Source organism: Winslowiella toletana, assembly GCF_032164335.1.
GTDB classification, from domain to species: Bacteria; Pseudomonadota; Gammaproteobacteria; order Enterobacterales; family Enterobacteriaceae; genus Erwinia; species Erwinia toletana_A.
This window is the reverse complement of sequence record NZ_CP134152.1, coordinates 3906732-3919804: the sequence shown is the minus strand read 5'-3', so window position 1 is coordinate 3919804 and position 13073 is coordinate 3906732. Positions and strand designations below refer to the sequence as shown.

General features: G+C 54.3%; 13 protein-coding genes. 10 read left to right on the top strand and 3 right to left on the bottom strand.

What is annotated here, in order from left to right:
* The first annotated feature begins 141 nt into the window (after nt 1-141).
* Both aas and lplT read left to right on the top strand, forming a co-directional pair.
* Nucleotides 142-2298 (top strand): bifunctional acyl-ACP--phospholipid O-acyltransferase/long-chain-fatty-acid--ACP ligase, encoded by a 2157-nt coding sequence (gene aas, locus RIN69_RS18095; RefSeq protein WP_313853520.1) that lies wholly within the window; start codon nt 142-144, stop codon nt 2296-2298.
* Nucleotides 2295-3503 (top strand): lysophospholipid transporter LplT, encoded by a 1209-nt coding sequence (gene lplT, locus RIN69_RS18090; RefSeq protein ID WP_313853518.1) that lies wholly within the window; start codon nt 2295-2297, stop codon nt 3501-3503. The genes aas and lplT overlap by 4 nt, the downstream gene beginning before the upstream one ends.
* A 116-nt stretch (nt 3504-3619) precedes the next feature.
* On the opposite strand, the gene RIN69_RS18085 is transcribed toward lplT, so the two are convergent.
* From RIN69_RS18085 to mutH, 3 genes are all read right to left on the bottom strand, one after another.
* A complete protein-coding gene (locus RIN69_RS18085) occupies nt 3620-4660 on the bottom strand; it encodes an NADP(H)-dependent aldo-keto reductase (protein WP_313853516.1) in 1041 nt (346 codons plus the stop codon).
* Nucleotides 4661-4822: 162 nt separating this feature from the next.
* Nucleotides 4823-5032: a YgdI/YgdR family lipoprotein gene (locus RIN69_RS18080; RefSeq protein WP_313853513.1), complete on the bottom strand. Its 210-nt coding sequence runs from the start codon at nt 5030-5032 to the stop codon at nt 4823-4825.
* 110 nt (nt 5033-5142) lie between these two features.
* On the bottom strand, nt 5143-5829 hold the full coding sequence (gene mutH, locus RIN69_RS18075; RefSeq protein WP_313853511.1) for a DNA mismatch repair endonuclease MutH: 687 nt from the start codon (nt 5827-5829) through the stop codon (nt 5143-5145).
* A gap of 686 nt (nt 5830-6515) precedes the next feature.
* On the opposite strand from mutH, the gene rppH reads away from it, so the two are divergent.
* The 8 genes from rppH (at nt 6516) to RIN69_RS18035 (ending at nt 13026) form a co-directional block, all read left to right on the top strand.
* On the top strand, nt 6516-7043 hold the full coding sequence (gene rppH / locus RIN69_RS18070; protein WP_017803569.1) for an RNA pyrophosphohydrolase: 528 nt from the start codon (nt 6516-6518) through the stop codon (nt 7041-7043).
* Between the two features lie 12 nt (nt 7044-7055).
* On the top strand, nt 7056-9302 hold the full coding sequence (gene ptsP / locus RIN69_RS18065; protein WP_313853509.1) for a phosphoenolpyruvate--protein phosphotransferase: 2247 nt from the start codon (nt 7056-7058) through the stop codon (nt 9300-9302).
* A gap of 116 nt (nt 9303-9418) precedes the next feature.
* A complete protein-coding gene (lgt, locus tag RIN69_RS18060) occupies nt 9419-10291 on the top strand; it encodes a prolipoprotein diacylglyceryl transferase (RefSeq protein ID WP_313853508.1) in 873 nt (290 codons plus the stop codon).
* 6 nt (nt 10292-10297) lie between these two features.
* Nucleotides 10298-11092 carry a thymidylate synthase gene (thyA, locus tag RIN69_RS18055; RefSeq protein ID WP_313853507.1) on the top strand — a complete coding sequence of 265 codons (795 nt, stop codon included), beginning with the start codon at nt 10298-10300 and terminating at the stop codon, nt 11090-11092.
* 192 nt (nt 11093-11284) lie between these two features.
* Nucleotides 11285-11758 (top strand): prepilin peptidase-dependent protein, encoded by a 474-nt coding sequence (locus RIN69_RS18050; RefSeq protein ID WP_313853506.1) that lies wholly within the window; start codon nt 11285-11287, stop codon nt 11756-11758.
* Nucleotides 11749-12297, top strand: a complete 549-nt coding sequence (locus RIN69_RS18045) for a prepilin peptidase-dependent protein (protein WP_313857793.1) — start codon at nt 11749-11751, stop codon at nt 12295-12297. Before RIN69_RS18050 ends, RIN69_RS18045 begins: the two co-directional genes overlap by 10 nt.
* Nucleotides 12294-12731, top strand: coding sequence for a DUF2509 family protein (locus RIN69_RS18040; RefSeq protein WP_313853505.1), 438 nt, complete (start codon nt 12294-12296; stop codon nt 12729-12731). Before RIN69_RS18045 ends, RIN69_RS18040 begins: the two co-directional genes overlap by 4 nt.
* Entirely contained in the window at nt 12721-13026 is a 306-nt protein-coding gene (locus RIN69_RS18035; protein ID WP_313853504.1) for a prepilin-type N-terminal cleavage/methylation domain-containing protein, read from the top strand. The genes RIN69_RS18040 and RIN69_RS18035 overlap by 11 nt, the downstream gene beginning before the upstream one ends.
* Nucleotides 13027-13073 lie beyond the last annotated feature (47 nt).

The following is a 13073-nucleotide window of genomic DNA, read 5'->3' as shown; positions in this document are numbered from 1 at the left end:
CAGAACGGGGGCACGCGAGGAGAAACATTTGTGCGGTTATATTTTAGAAAATATCACCGGTTTTATCGTTTAGCGCATTGAGTTAAATCGTCATATCCTGCATCGTGATGCGTAATGTTTATAGATGCTAAAGGAGTCGGCATGTTGTTCTCGTTTTTCCGCTTTTTGTTCCGTCTTATGTATCGCGCTGAGTTGCGTGGGGATATAGCTGCGCTATATAAAGAGCGGGTGCTGATTACGCCTAACCATATGTCGTTCCTCGATGGCGTACTGCTGGCGGTATTTTTGCCGGTTAAACCCGTGTTCGCCGTCTACTCTTCCGTCAGTGAAAAATGGTACATGCGCTGGGTGAAGTCCGTAATCGATTTTGTGCCACTCGATCCGACCAAACCGCTGGCGATTAAGCATCTGGTGCGCATGATTGGGCAGGGGCGTCCGGTTGTGATTTTTCCGGAAGGGCGCATTACGGTCACCAGCTCACTGATGAAAATTTACAGCGGCGCCGGTTTCGTTGCTGCCAAATCACAGGCGACGGTGGTGCCGCTGCGTATTGAAGGCGCAGAGTACACGCCGTTTGGTCGTCTTGGCGGCGTTTTTAAGCGGCGTCTGTTTCCACGCATTACCCTGACGGTGCTGCCTGCGACCACCATTCCGATGCCCGATGCGCCGCGCGCGCGCGATCGCCGCGCGCTGGCAGGTGAGCATTTACATCATGTGATGATGGAAGCACGGATGGCGGTGCGGCCGCGTGAAACGCTGTATGAAGCCTTTCTTAGCGCACGTACCCGTTATGGTTATTTTAAGAACTGCATCGAGGACATTAACTTCAAACCCGACAGCTACACCGGCCTGTTAAAAAAATCGCTGGGCGTTGGGCGTATTCTCGAGCGCTATACCACTCAGGGCGAGGTGATTGGCCTGATGCTGCCCAATACCACTGTTACCGCGGCGGCAATTTTTGGTGCATCGATGCGCGGACGCATTCCGGCGATGCTGAATTACACCGCGGGGGCGCAGGGATTAACCAGCGCGCTGAAAGCTGCCGAAGTCAAAACAGTATTTACCTCGCGTCAGTTCCTTGAGAAGGGCAAGCTGATGCATCTGCCGGAGGAAGTGACCGGCGCGAAATGGATCTTCCTTGAGGATCTGAAAGATACCGTCACGTTGCAGGATAAATTGTGGATCCTCGGCCATCTGCTGATGCCGCGCCGCGCGATGGTGCCGCAGCAGCCTGAAGATGCCGCCATGGTGCTGTTTACTTCCGGTTCCGAAGGCAGCCCGAAGGGCGTGGTGCATTCGCATAAAAGCCTGCTGGCTAACGTCGAGCAGATTCGCACCGTGGCGGACTTCACGCCGCGCGATCGCTTTATGTCAGCGCTGCCGCTGTTCCATGCTTTCGGCCTGACGGTCGGCATGTTTACTCCGCTAATGACCGGTGCGGAAGTATTCCTCTATCCAAGTCCATTGCATTACCGCATCGTGCCGGAACTGGTCTATGACCGTAACTGCACCGTGCTGTTCGGCACCTCGACCTTCCTCGGTAACTATGCGCGCTTTGCCAATCCTTACGACTTTGCTCGTCTGCGCTACGTGGTCGCCGGTGCAGAGAAGCTACAGGAGCAGACTCGTCAGGTCTGGCAGGAGCGTTTTGGCGTGCGCATTCTGGAAGGTTATGGCGTTACCGAGTGCGCGCCGGTAGTCGCGATTAATGTGCCGATGGCAGCGCGTCCGCACAGCGTCGGGCGTATCTTACCGGGCATGGATTCGCGGCTGATCTCGGTACCGGGCATTGAGAATGGCGGCCTGCTGCAACTGCGTGGCCCGAATATTATGAAAGGCTACCTGCGCGTCGAGCGTCCTGGCTTCCTTGAAGAACCTCAGGCCGACAACGGTGAAGGCCAGATGGAAGCGGGCTGGTATGATACCGGTGATATCGTCAGCTTTGACGAGCACGGTTTTTGCCAGATCCAGGGCCGGGTAAAACGTTTTGCCAAAATTGCCGGTGAAATGGTTTCGCTGGAAATGGTGGAACAGATCGCGCTGAAAGCGTCATCAGAGCAGCAGCACGCGGCATCAATTAAACCAGATGGCAATCGCGGTGAAGCGCTGGTGCTGTTTACTACCGATAAAGCGCTGACGCGTGAGCAGTTGCAGAGTGCAGCGCGAACGTTAGGCAGCCCGGAACTGGCAGTACCGCGTGATATTCGCTATTTGAAACAGCTGCCGCAGCTCGGCAGTGGAAAACCCGACTTCGTTACCCTGCGTAAAATGGCAGAAGAAGAGGCTAAATCCGCATGAACAGGGCGTTGAATGACGATAAGCCGCTGCTGTCGCGCGGTATGATGGCGGTGATTACCGCCCAGTTTTTCTCGGCTTTTGGCGATAATGCGCTGTTGTTTGCCACCCTGGCGGTGATTAAAAACCAGCTTTATCCCGACTGGAGCCAGCCGGTATTGCAGATGGTATTTGTCGCCACCTATATCATTCTGGCGCCTTTTGTCGGGCAGATTGCTGACAGCTTTGCTAAAGGGCGAGTGATGATGTTTGCTAACGCGCTGAAATTGCTTGGTGCGTTGGTGATCTGCTTTGGCTTTAATCCATTTATCGGTTACAGCCTGGTTGGCGTAGGCGCCGCGGCGTACTCACCGGCGAAGTATGGCATCCTCGGCGAAATCACCAGCGGTGAAAAGCTGGTGAAAGCGAACGGTCTGATGGAAGCTTCAACCATTGCTGCCATCCTGCTGGGTTCGGTAGCGGGCGGGGTGCTGGCCGACTGGAGCCTGCTGGCGGCGTTAATTGCCTGTGTGCTGGCCTACGGGCTGGCAGTTGCGGCTAACCTGCTGATTCCGAAACTGTCTGTGGCGCGGGCCGGCCAGAGCTGGCATCCGTTAAGCATGTCTCGCAGCTTCTTCAGCGCCTGTAAAGTGCTGTGGCGCAATGGCGAAACCCGTTTTTCACTGCTGGGCACCAGTCTGTTCTGGGGAGCGGGCGTCACGCTGCGCTTCCTGCTGGTGCTGTGGGTGCCGGTGGCGCTGGGCATCACCGACAATAAGACACCGACGCTGCTGAATGCGATGGTGGCGATTGGTATTGTCATTGGTGCGGCGGCGGCGGCAAAGTTGGTGACGCTAAAAACCGTCGGGCGCTGTATGCCTGCCGGAGTGCTGATTGGCGTGGCGGTAATCTTTTTCGCCATTCAGCACAGCCTGTTTAATGCCTATGCGCTGCTGGTGATTATTGGTGTGCTGGGCGGATTCTTTGTGGTGCCGCTTAATGCGCTGTTGCAGGAACGTGGTAAAGCCACGGTCGGAGCCGGTAACGCCATTGCGGTGCAGAATCTGGGCGAAAACAGTGCGATGCTATTGATGCTGGGACTCTATTCGCTGGCCATCAAGCTGGGCGCACCGGCAGTGGCAACTGGCGTGGGTTTTGGCGCACTGTTTGCGCTGGCGATTGCCGTGCTGTGGGGCTGGCAGTTAGCGCAAAAAAGACGCGCTGGCTGACGGATTGCACAGTGAGAGCTATCTGAACGGCAGCCGAAAATGGCTCCCCTGAAGACATAAGAGGCGGCGATTTCGCCGCCTCTGTCGGCATACTGAATTTCAGCAATACCGTAAGATTAAGGTGCCGGATAGGTATAACGACGATGAATCGCTTCCAGCTCCTGTACCACGTCTTCCGTCAGCGTCAGGTTAAAGCTGTCGATATTAATCTGTAATTGCTCCAGCGTGGTGGCGCCCAGCAGGGTACTGGCAACAAAAGGCTGCTGACGGACAAAGGCCAGCGCCATTTGTGACGGGTCCAGATTATGCTTGTTGGCTAACGCCACATATTCCGCAATCGCCTGCTGTGACTGCTCGCCACTGTAGCGGGTAAAGCGGCTGAACAGCGTATTACGCGCGCCCACCGGTTTCGCCCCATTCAGATATTTACCGCTCAGAGTACCGAACGCCAGGCTTGAATAGGCCAGCAGCTCCACACCTTCGTGCTGGCTGATTTCTGCCAGGCCAACCTCAAAACTGCGGTTCAGCAGGCTGTAAGGGTTTTGAATCGTCACGATGCGCGGCAGCTCGTGCTTTTCCGCCAATTGCAGGTAACGCATTACGCCCCATGCGGTCTCATTGGATACGCCGATATATCGAATCTTGCCGGCTCGCACTTGCTCATTAAGCGCTTCCAGCGTTTCCAGCAGCGTGACCGGTACGCTGGCATCATTGTACTCATAGTTCAGTTTGCCAAAGTAGTTGGCCGGACGCTGTGGCCAGTGCAGCTGATAAAGATCGAGATAGTCGGTATTCAGACGCTTAAGTGAAGCATCCAGCGCTTCGCGGATGTTTTTACGATCCAGCGCCTGATTCGGGCGGATCGAAGCATCATTGCCCCGTGACGGCCCGGCCACTTTTGATGCCAGCACGATCTTATCGCGGTTGCCGCGTGATTTAATCCAACTGCCAATATAGCTTTCAGTCAGTCCCTGGGTTTCCGGGCGTGGTGGCACCGGGTACATCTCGGCGGTATCAATCAGGTTGATACCGGAACGTAATGCCAAATCCAGTTGAGCATGGGCGTCGGCTTCGCTATTTTGCTCACCAAACGTCATGGTTCCTAACCCCAGCGTGCTGACTTCCAGTGTGCTATGGGGGATACGGTGATATTGCATTTGCCGGCTTCCTTTTTTCATTTTGGAAAGGGTAAAACGAATTAACGCATTTTTGACTATAACCGTGGCAGCGCAGAGGGGGAAGTGTGCATTTTGCCTGTAAGGCTGGTGGAGAGCCTGCTGCATCACCGATGATGCCGCAGCAGGTAACATTAAGCAGGATTAACGCTCGATAATGGTGGAAACTTCGTCGCCGTTGATCTGAACTTCATGACCTGACTGATCAACATATTTTACCAGTCCGGTCTCTTTATCGATAACCGGCTTGCCTTCGGTCATAATCATATTGCCATCTTTAGTCGCCATTACATAATCACTGCTGCAACCGCTAACCAGCATTGCGGCTGCGACTGCACTTAACATCCACTTCATCCATGTTCTCCCGCTGTGTTTTCGTCAGTTTACCAGTGTAGTAATAAACTTATTTGGCTGAGACGTTAATCGCAACTTTCTGAAATGTGATAACCCGCACTACTTACAATTTATAACAAAAAATGGCGCGCCAGCAGCGGCCCGGTAAAGGTTTTTTTCAGATAGAAGCCGCGCGGCAGAGTCATAATGGGTTGACCATTTTCGCCAATTCCTTCAGTCAGCGCTTTACTGTTGGCGGCTTTAGGCCTGATTTGCAGCACCTCACCATGGCGTGCAGTAATGCGTTCTACCTTGCCCAGCACGATCAGATCCATCAACTCTTCCCAGTCACGCTGCAACTGTTCCTCTTCTTCAGCGCTGGGGCTCCAGAGCAGCGGTGCCCCTACCCGACGCTCGGCCAGCGGAATGGCGCGGTCGCCTTCCACCGGGATCCATAACACTCGCGAAAGCTTATGACGCACGTGGCTGCTGTGCCAGGTCACGCCAGTGTTGCCGGTCAGTGGGGCAACGCAGACGAAAGTGGTTTCCAGCGGACGACCCAAACTGTCAATCGGGATCGTTTTCAGTTCAACGCCGATATCGGCGAAATCCTGCTCGGGTTTGCTGCCGGCATTGGCTCCCAGATGAATCTCCAGCAAAGTACCGACCCAGCCTTTATCACGTTTCAGATTCGCCGGAATTGCTAACTGCGCCCGAATAGCCAGTTCACCCAGTGTATAGCCCGCTAATGATTGCGCGCGTGCCAACAGCGTGGCTTCGTCGTCAGGGGGAGTAACAGGGGAAAAATCAACGGCCATCTCAGTTCCTGCGATTAGGTTAAAAAACAAACAGATGTTACGTGATAGTATTTATGCAGCGGTCTGATTGTGTAAAACAGGAATAATAGCATGATTACACATGATTTTTTATGCCACTCTAAACCCAAGAATGGATCAGCCGGCTGAGGTTTTACCATGTTGTCATCGACAATGAACAGGATCTTACCCCCGGTTATCCACAGAAATCTGGGATAAGTCGCTTTTCAGCAGAACACTGTTTTGATTTACAGCCTTGACGACCGGCTTTTTTGCGCGAACAGTGCATTTTGTGCGTAACTTATTGGCATAATCTGTGGATAAAATCTTCAGCGTTCGATCTTTCACCAGTTGGCGATCGATGGCGAATCAGGACCACTGAATGTTGTTTTTTAACCTGTGATAAACCTTATCATCATTTTGATTAATATAGGTTAATTCCTAAGATAAAATTTCCTCGTTTTCGCTCTGGCGAAAGTTTTATCCCGCTATGTACCGAGTTCTTCACAAAGCTATCCACAGAAAACGTGAATAAGATCGCCTTTTTGTCATGGTCTCTGTTTATAACTTTGATGATATCTGTGAGTTATCCCATTGTTATCCGATGTTCGGCACCGCAACCAGTGGTTTACCGTCTGTAAGGAGTATGAAACAATCAGAACATCCGAGTTTTAGTTTGAGGTAGTCCGGTGATCGATGATGATGGCTACCGCCCGAATGTTGGTATCGTAATCTGTAACAAGCAGGGACAAGTGTTGTGGGCCAGACGTTATGGACAACACTCCTGGCAGTTTCCACAGGGAGGGATCAATCCTGGCGAAACTGCGGAACAGGCGATGTACCGCGAACTTTTCGAAGAAGTTGGTTTACACCGGAAAGACGTCCGTATTCTTGCTTCTACCCGTAACTGGTTACGTTATAAGTTGCCAAAACGTTTGGTGCGTTGGGACACAAAGCCGGTTTGTATCGGCCAGAAACAAAAGTGGTTTCTTCTGCAGTTGATGTGTAATGACGCGGATATCAATATGCAAACCAGCAGCACGCCTGAGTTCGATGGTTGGCGCTGGGTGAGTTTTTGGTATCCGGTGCGCCAGGTGGTCTCTTTTAAACGCGACGTCTACCGCCGCGTGATGAAAGAGTTTTCTGGTGTGGTAATGCCGTTGCAGGAGAGTTCTGTGCAGCGCAATGCGCCTGCTTATCGACGTAAAAGAGGTTAATCCAGGCAGATTATGCTCACTCAGTTGCGCGATATTGTTGAGAAAGTAGCGGGGGCGCCGCGATTAAGTGAATCTCTTGAGATTCTGGTCAACGAGATTTGTTTTGCGATGGACACTGAGGTCTGCTCGGTTTATCTCGCTGACCACGATCGTCGCTGCTACTACCTGATGGCGACGCGCGGGCTAAAAAAGCCGCGCGGGCGTACGGTCGCCCTTGCATTTGATGAAGGTATCGTCGGCTTAGTCGGGCGTCTGGCTGAGCCGATTAACCTCGCCGATGCGCAAAAACATCCCAGCTTTAAATATGTGCCCGCGGTTAAAGAGGAGCGTTTTCGCTCCTTCCTCGGCGTGCCTATTATCACGCGTCGCCAGTTACTCGGCGTGCTGGTGGTCCAGCAGCGTGAGCATCGTCAATTCGACGAGAGCGAAGAATCCTTCCTGGTTACCCTTGCCACTCAGATGGCTGCTATCCTGTCACAATCGCAGCTGCATCAGCTGTTTGGACAGTTTCGCCAGACGCGGATTAAAGCGCTGGCGGCCGCACCCGGCGTGGCGGTGGCACCGGGATGGGTAGATGTCACTCAGCCGTCACTCGATCAGGTTTCTGCCGCCTCAACGCTGGATACCCACCGCGAGCGCGAGCGCCTGCTATTGGCAATGAGCGAAGCCGCGAGTGAATTCCGTCGCTTCAGCAAACGCTTTACCGCCAGCGCGCAGAAAGAGAGCGCGGCGATCTTCGATCTCTACTCGCATCTGTTGACCGACGCCCGACTGAAAAACGATCTGTTTGCTGAAATTGATCGCGGCTCGGTGGCTGAGTGGGCGGTCAAAACCGTGATTGAGAAATTTGCCGCGCAGTTCGCCAGCTTGCAGGACAACTATCTGCGCGAGCGCGCCGGCGATCTGCGGGTGCTGGGGCAGCGGCTGCTGTTTCACCTGGACGACAGCCTGCAAGGCACCAATGCCTGGCCAGAGCGCTTTGTGCTGGTGGCTGATGAACTGACCGCGACGACACTGGCGGAGCTGCCGCAGGATCGCCTGGCAGGCGTCGTGGTGCGCGATGGCGCAGCCAATTCCCATGCCGCGATTCTGGTGCGCGCGATGGGCATTCCGACGGTGATGGGCGCTGATATTCAGCCTGAACAGCTGAACAAGCGTTTATTGATCGTTGATGGCTATCGCGGTGAGCTGCTGATCGATCCTGAGCCGGTGCTGGTGCAGGAGTATCAGCGGCTGATCAGCGAAGAGAATGCGCTCAGCAAAACGGCTGAGGACCTGGTTGAACAGCAGGGTGAATTAAAGAGCGGAGAGCGGGTTCAGGTGATGCTGAATGCCGGTCTGAGCGCGGAGCATGAGCAGGCACTGGGTAGCTGGGTGGACGGCGTTGGCCTCTATCGCACCGAAATTCCGTTTATGCTGCACAGCGGCTTTCCGTCAGAAGAAGAGCAGGTGGCCCAGTATCAGGGCATGCTGCAACTGTTTCTCAATAAGCCGGTGACGCTGCGCACGCTGGATATCGGTGCTGACAAACAGCTGCCTTATATGCCGATCAGTGAAGAGAATCCCTGTCTTGGCTGGCGCGGTATTCGCCTGACGCTCGATCAGCCGGAAATCTTCCTGATCCAGGTGCGCGCGATGCTGCGTGCCAATGTGGCAACCGGCAACCTGAGCATTTTGTTACCGATGATCACCAGCATTGATGAGATCGATGATGCTAAACGGCTAATTGAGCGTGCCGGTCGTGAGGTCGAAGAGATGCTGGGATATCCAATCCCACAACCGCGCATCGGCATTATGATCGAAGTGCCATCCATGCTGTATATGATCCCGCATTTGTCGTCACGGGTTGATTTTGTCTCGGTGGGCACTAACGATCTGACTCAGTATCTGTTGGCGGTCGATCGCAATAATACCCGGGTTGCCAGCCTCTACGACAGCCTGCACCCGGCGATGCTGCATGCTTTACAGAATATTGCTCAGCAGGCTGAGCGTGCCGGCGTTGAACTCTGTTTGTGTGGTGAAATGGCTGGTGACCCGATGTGCGTAATGCTGCTTATCGGCCTCGGTTATCACCATCTCAGCATGAACGGCCGCAATGTGGCGCGGGTTAAATATCTGCTGCGGCATATCGACCGCGAAGAAGCGCAAAGACTGGCCTCCGAGTGCCTGCAGGCACAAACCGCCGGAGAAGTACGCCAGCGGGTATCCGCGTTTATGGAGCAGCGTGGATTAGGCGGTTTAATTCGCGGTGGCCGTTAACGGCGGTTGTATTAAATTACAGTTATCGGGATCGCTCAATTTAGGGCTGTGCTATGATTCGCAGCCTCAAATCAGAGTCAACCCGCCATTCAGGGCAGAAAATTTTATGGTGACAGATGAATAACGGCTACCTGGCTTTCCCGCAATTCGATCCGGTGATTTTTTCCATCGGGCCGGTTTCCCTACACTGGTACGGCCTGATGTACCTGGTCGGCTTTGTTTTTGCAATGTGGCTGGCGGTGCGCCGTGCCAACAAACCAGGCAGCGGCTGGAAAAAAGAGGAAGTGGAAAACCTGCTGTATGCTGGTTTCCTCGGCGTGTTCCTTGGCGGCCGCATCGGCTATGTATTGTTCTACAACATGCCGCTGTTCCTCGATAACCCGCTGTATCTGTTTAAAGTCTGGGATGGCGGTATGTCGTTCCACGGCGGCCTGATTGGCGTGATCTGCGTAATGATCTGGTTTGCCCGCCGCACCAAACGTAACTTCTTCCAGGTGGCTGATTTTATTGCTCCGCTGATCCCGTTTGGTCTCGGTGCGGGTCGCCTGGGCAACTTTATTAATGGCGAACTGTGGGGCCGTGTGGCACCTGATCTGCCATGGGCGATGCTGTTTCCAGGTTCTCGTGGCGAAGATGTGGCGCTGGTCGCCAGCCATCCTGAATGGCAATCGCTACTGGCAACTTACGGTGTGCTGCCGCGTCATCCTTCGCAGGTGTACGAACTGCTGCTGGAAGGGGTGGTGCTGTTTATCATTCTCAACCTGTTTATTCGTAAGCCACGTCCGATGGGCGCGGTCTCAGGTCTGTTCCTGATCGGTTATGGCGCATTCCGCAGTTTTATCGAGTTCTTCCGCCAGCCGGATGCTCAGCTCGGCCTGTTTGATAACGTCATCAGCATGGGACAAATTTTGTCGATTCCGATGGTTCTGGCCGGCGTGATCATGATGATTTGGGCGTATCGTCGTCGCCCGCAGCAACAAATTTCGTGAGGAAAAATGAAACAGTATCTGGATTTAATGCAGAAAGTGCTCGCTGAGGGCACAGCGAAAAACGATCGCACCGGCACCGGCACGCTGTCGATTTTTGGCCATCAGATGCGTTTCAACCTGCAGGAAGGCTTTCCGCTGGTGACCACCAAGCGTTGCCATTTGCGCTCGATTATTCATGAGCTGTTATGGTTTTTGCAGGGGGACACCAATACCGCTTATCTGAAAGAGAACAAAGTATCGATCTGGGATGAGTGGGCGGATGAAAACGGTGATTTAGGGCCGGTGTACGGTAAGCAATGGCGTAGCTGGGGCGCGGCTGATGGTCGCCAGATTGACCAAATCAGCAAGGTGCTGGAACAGCTGAAACAGGACCCGGATTCACGGCGTATTATTGTTTCGTCGTGGAATGTGGGCGAGCTGGATCAAATGGCACTGGCACCTTGTCACGCCTTCTTCCAGTTCTACGTGGCAGATGGCAAGCTCTCCTGTCAGCTTTACCAGCGTTCCTGCGACGTGTTCCTGGGCCTGCCGTTTAATATCGCCAGCTATGCGTTGCTGGTGCATATGATGGCGCAGCAGTGCGATCTGGAAGTGGGTGATTTTGTCTGGACCGGTGGCGACACCCATCTGTACAGCAATCATCTGGAACAGACTGACCTGCAGCTATCGCGTGAGCCGCGTCCGATGCCGAAGCTGGTAATTAAGCGCAAACCTGCGTCGCTATTTGATTATCGCTTTGAAGATTTCGACATTGAGGGCTACGATCCTCACCCGCCAATTAAAGCGCCAGTCGCGATCTAATCTGGAAACCTGCGGTGGTCATCCTGTTGACCACCGCACCTTATTAATTTCCACGTTATCCCCAATAAATTCTGAAGGCTGTACGCAAAAAACTGCCGCCCACTGCAAGGTTAAAACGTTTTTTGCGAGGCATGCCGATCACTGCATCTTTGTCTCTCGCCTGTTGTTCGCTACTCAGCAATAGTAGCCGTCATGAAAACTCAACATGCTCAAGGTTACACCTTACCTGAACTGCTGATCGTGCTGGTGATTGTTGGCATTCTTAGCGCCAGCGCTTTTTCCGGCTGGCTGCGCTGGCAGCAGCAGCAGCGGCTGGCTGAAACCGCCCAGCAGATTCAGCACTTTCTCCATCAGCTGCGCGCCTGGGCCAACTGGCACAATGCCGATCAGGTGCTGTGGCTTAAGCCCGGCGCCCGCTGGTGCCTGGGAAGTGGGGTGATGCCGGCTGACCAATGCCAGCCGGGGCGACGTAATCAACTGATTGCACCCCATGACGATGTGCGGCTGATAAATATCACCCAGGATATGGGGTTTTACGGCCGGCGTAATGTGGCGCGGGCGGGCAATATTGAATTCGCTAATGCTGCTGGTCAGTGGCGAATAATTGTCTCTGCCAGGGCGCGTATTCGCCTTTGCAAACCGGAAGAGCAGGAGAACTGCCAGTGAAAAATGCCGGATTCAGCCTGACTGAAATGCTGATCGCCATGGCGATCTGCGGCGTATTAATGCTGGGAGCAGTCCGGCTGTTACCGCAGTTACACGGGCAGAATTTGCAGCTGCTGGCGCAATTGCGTCTGGAAGAGGAGTTACAGCAGATGATGATGACGCTGGAGAAAGCGGTGCGCCGCGCCGGTTACTGCAATGGGCAGTGCAGCGGAGACGGGCTGCAAATTGCCGCTAACGGGCAATGTTTACTGATTAAATGGGATGAAAACAGCAACGGACGGTGGGAGGAGAGTACCCACGCGGACAGCGAATTTTACGGCTATCGCTGGCGTAACGACAGTATCGAGATGCAGCGTGGCGTCACCAGCTGTGACAGCTCCGGCTGGGAGCGCCTTAACGATCCGCGCTTTGTTACCGTCAGCCAATTTCAGGCGCTGCGCGATAACCGCACCATCAGGCTGAAAATAAGCGGTTATGCGCAGGTTTTTCCTGCGCGCACCGTGGTACTGGAGCAGTGGATAGACGGAATCAATCTATGAGGCAGCAACAGGGAAGTGGGGCGTTAACCATGGTCGTGATGATACTACTGTTAGGTACTGCGCTGCTGAACGCTACCCGTCAGCAGCTTGCGGCTTCACTGTCGCTGGTGGCGGATGAACGCCAGCACATCATTGAATTTTATGCCGCGCAGGCGGCACTGGCGTGGGGAAGCCAGTTGTCATGGCCCGTCAGTGACGGCTGGCACTGCCAGAGTGAATTACAGCAGATGTGGCATGCCTGTTTTAATCGACTTCATCCGCAGCGTGGCCTGCTGCGCGGCCAGCTGCTTACCAGCAACCATCAACCGATTGTCCACTGGCAATGGGTTGAGGATGCGCCAGACGGTGGGCGACAGGTGCGCCGGTTAGCTCACGGCTGGATTGATTTCTGCCCGCTGAGCAATGCGACAGGCTGCATCCCCAATGCGCTCTGAGCGGCAACGTGGTTTTAGCCTGGCGGAGGTCCTGTTCGCGCTGCTGCTGTTTAGCCTGAGTTTAACCGCATTGCTACAGTATCAACGTGTGCTGACACAGGGATTCGCCTTACAGTGGCAACAGCGACAGGCGTGGCGTTATGCTGCTCAGCGCATCGAGGGGCAGGCGGCTGACGGCTGGCAGACAGAGCTACAGCAGCAAAGCGGGCCTGAGGGATGTGTGTTACTGACGGCACAAGCGCGCGGCTCACTGGGGCGCGAAGCCCGGCTGACCACGCTGCGCTGTGAACCCTGAGTGCGATATCAGTACAGAAGTCGCCAGTTAAAATGCGCTTAGCTGCG

What these genes read in the sequence shown, in the direction of transcription:
- aas (WP_313853520.1), top strand. Translation starts at nt 142, where the DNA reads ATGTTGTTCTCGTTTTTCCGCTTTTTGTTCCGTCTTATGTATCGCGCT.
- lplT (WP_313853518.1), top strand. Translation starts at nt 2,295, where the DNA reads ATGAACAGGGCGTTGAATGACGATAAGCCGCTGCTGTCGCGCGGTATG.
- RIN69_RS18085 (WP_313853516.1), bottom strand. Translation starts at nt 4,660, where the DNA reads ATGCAATATCACCGTATCCCCCATAGCACACTGGAAGTCAGCACGCTG.
- RIN69_RS18080 (WP_313853513.1), bottom strand. Translation starts at nt 5,032, where the DNA reads ATGAAGTGGATGTTAAGTGCAGTCGCAGCCGCAATGCTGGTTAGCGGT.
- mutH (WP_313853511.1), bottom strand. Translation starts at nt 5,829, where the DNA reads ATGGCCGTTGATTTTTCCCCTGTTACTCCCCCTGACGACGAAGCCACG.
- ptsP (WP_313853509.1), top strand. Translation starts at nt 7,056, where the DNA reads ATGCTCACTCAGTTGCGCGATATTGTTGAGAAAGTAGCGGGGGCGCCG.
- lgt (WP_313853508.1), top strand. Translation starts at nt 9,419, where the DNA reads ATGAATAACGGCTACCTGGCTTTCCCGCAATTCGATCCGGTGATTTTT.
- thyA (WP_313853507.1), top strand. Translation starts at nt 10,298, where the DNA reads ATGAAACAGTATCTGGATTTAATGCAGAAAGTGCTCGCTGAGGGCACA.
- RIN69_RS18050 (WP_313853506.1), top strand. Translation starts at nt 11,285, where the DNA reads ATGAAAACTCAACATGCTCAAGGTTACACCTTACCTGAACTGCTGATC.
- RIN69_RS18040 (WP_313853505.1), top strand. Translation starts at nt 12,294, where the DNA reads ATGAGGCAGCAACAGGGAAGTGGGGCGTTAACCATGGTCGTGATGATA.
- RIN69_RS18035 (WP_313853504.1), top strand. Translation starts at nt 12,721, where the DNA reads ATGCGCTCTGAGCGGCAACGTGGTTTTAGCCTGGCGGAGGTCCTGTTC.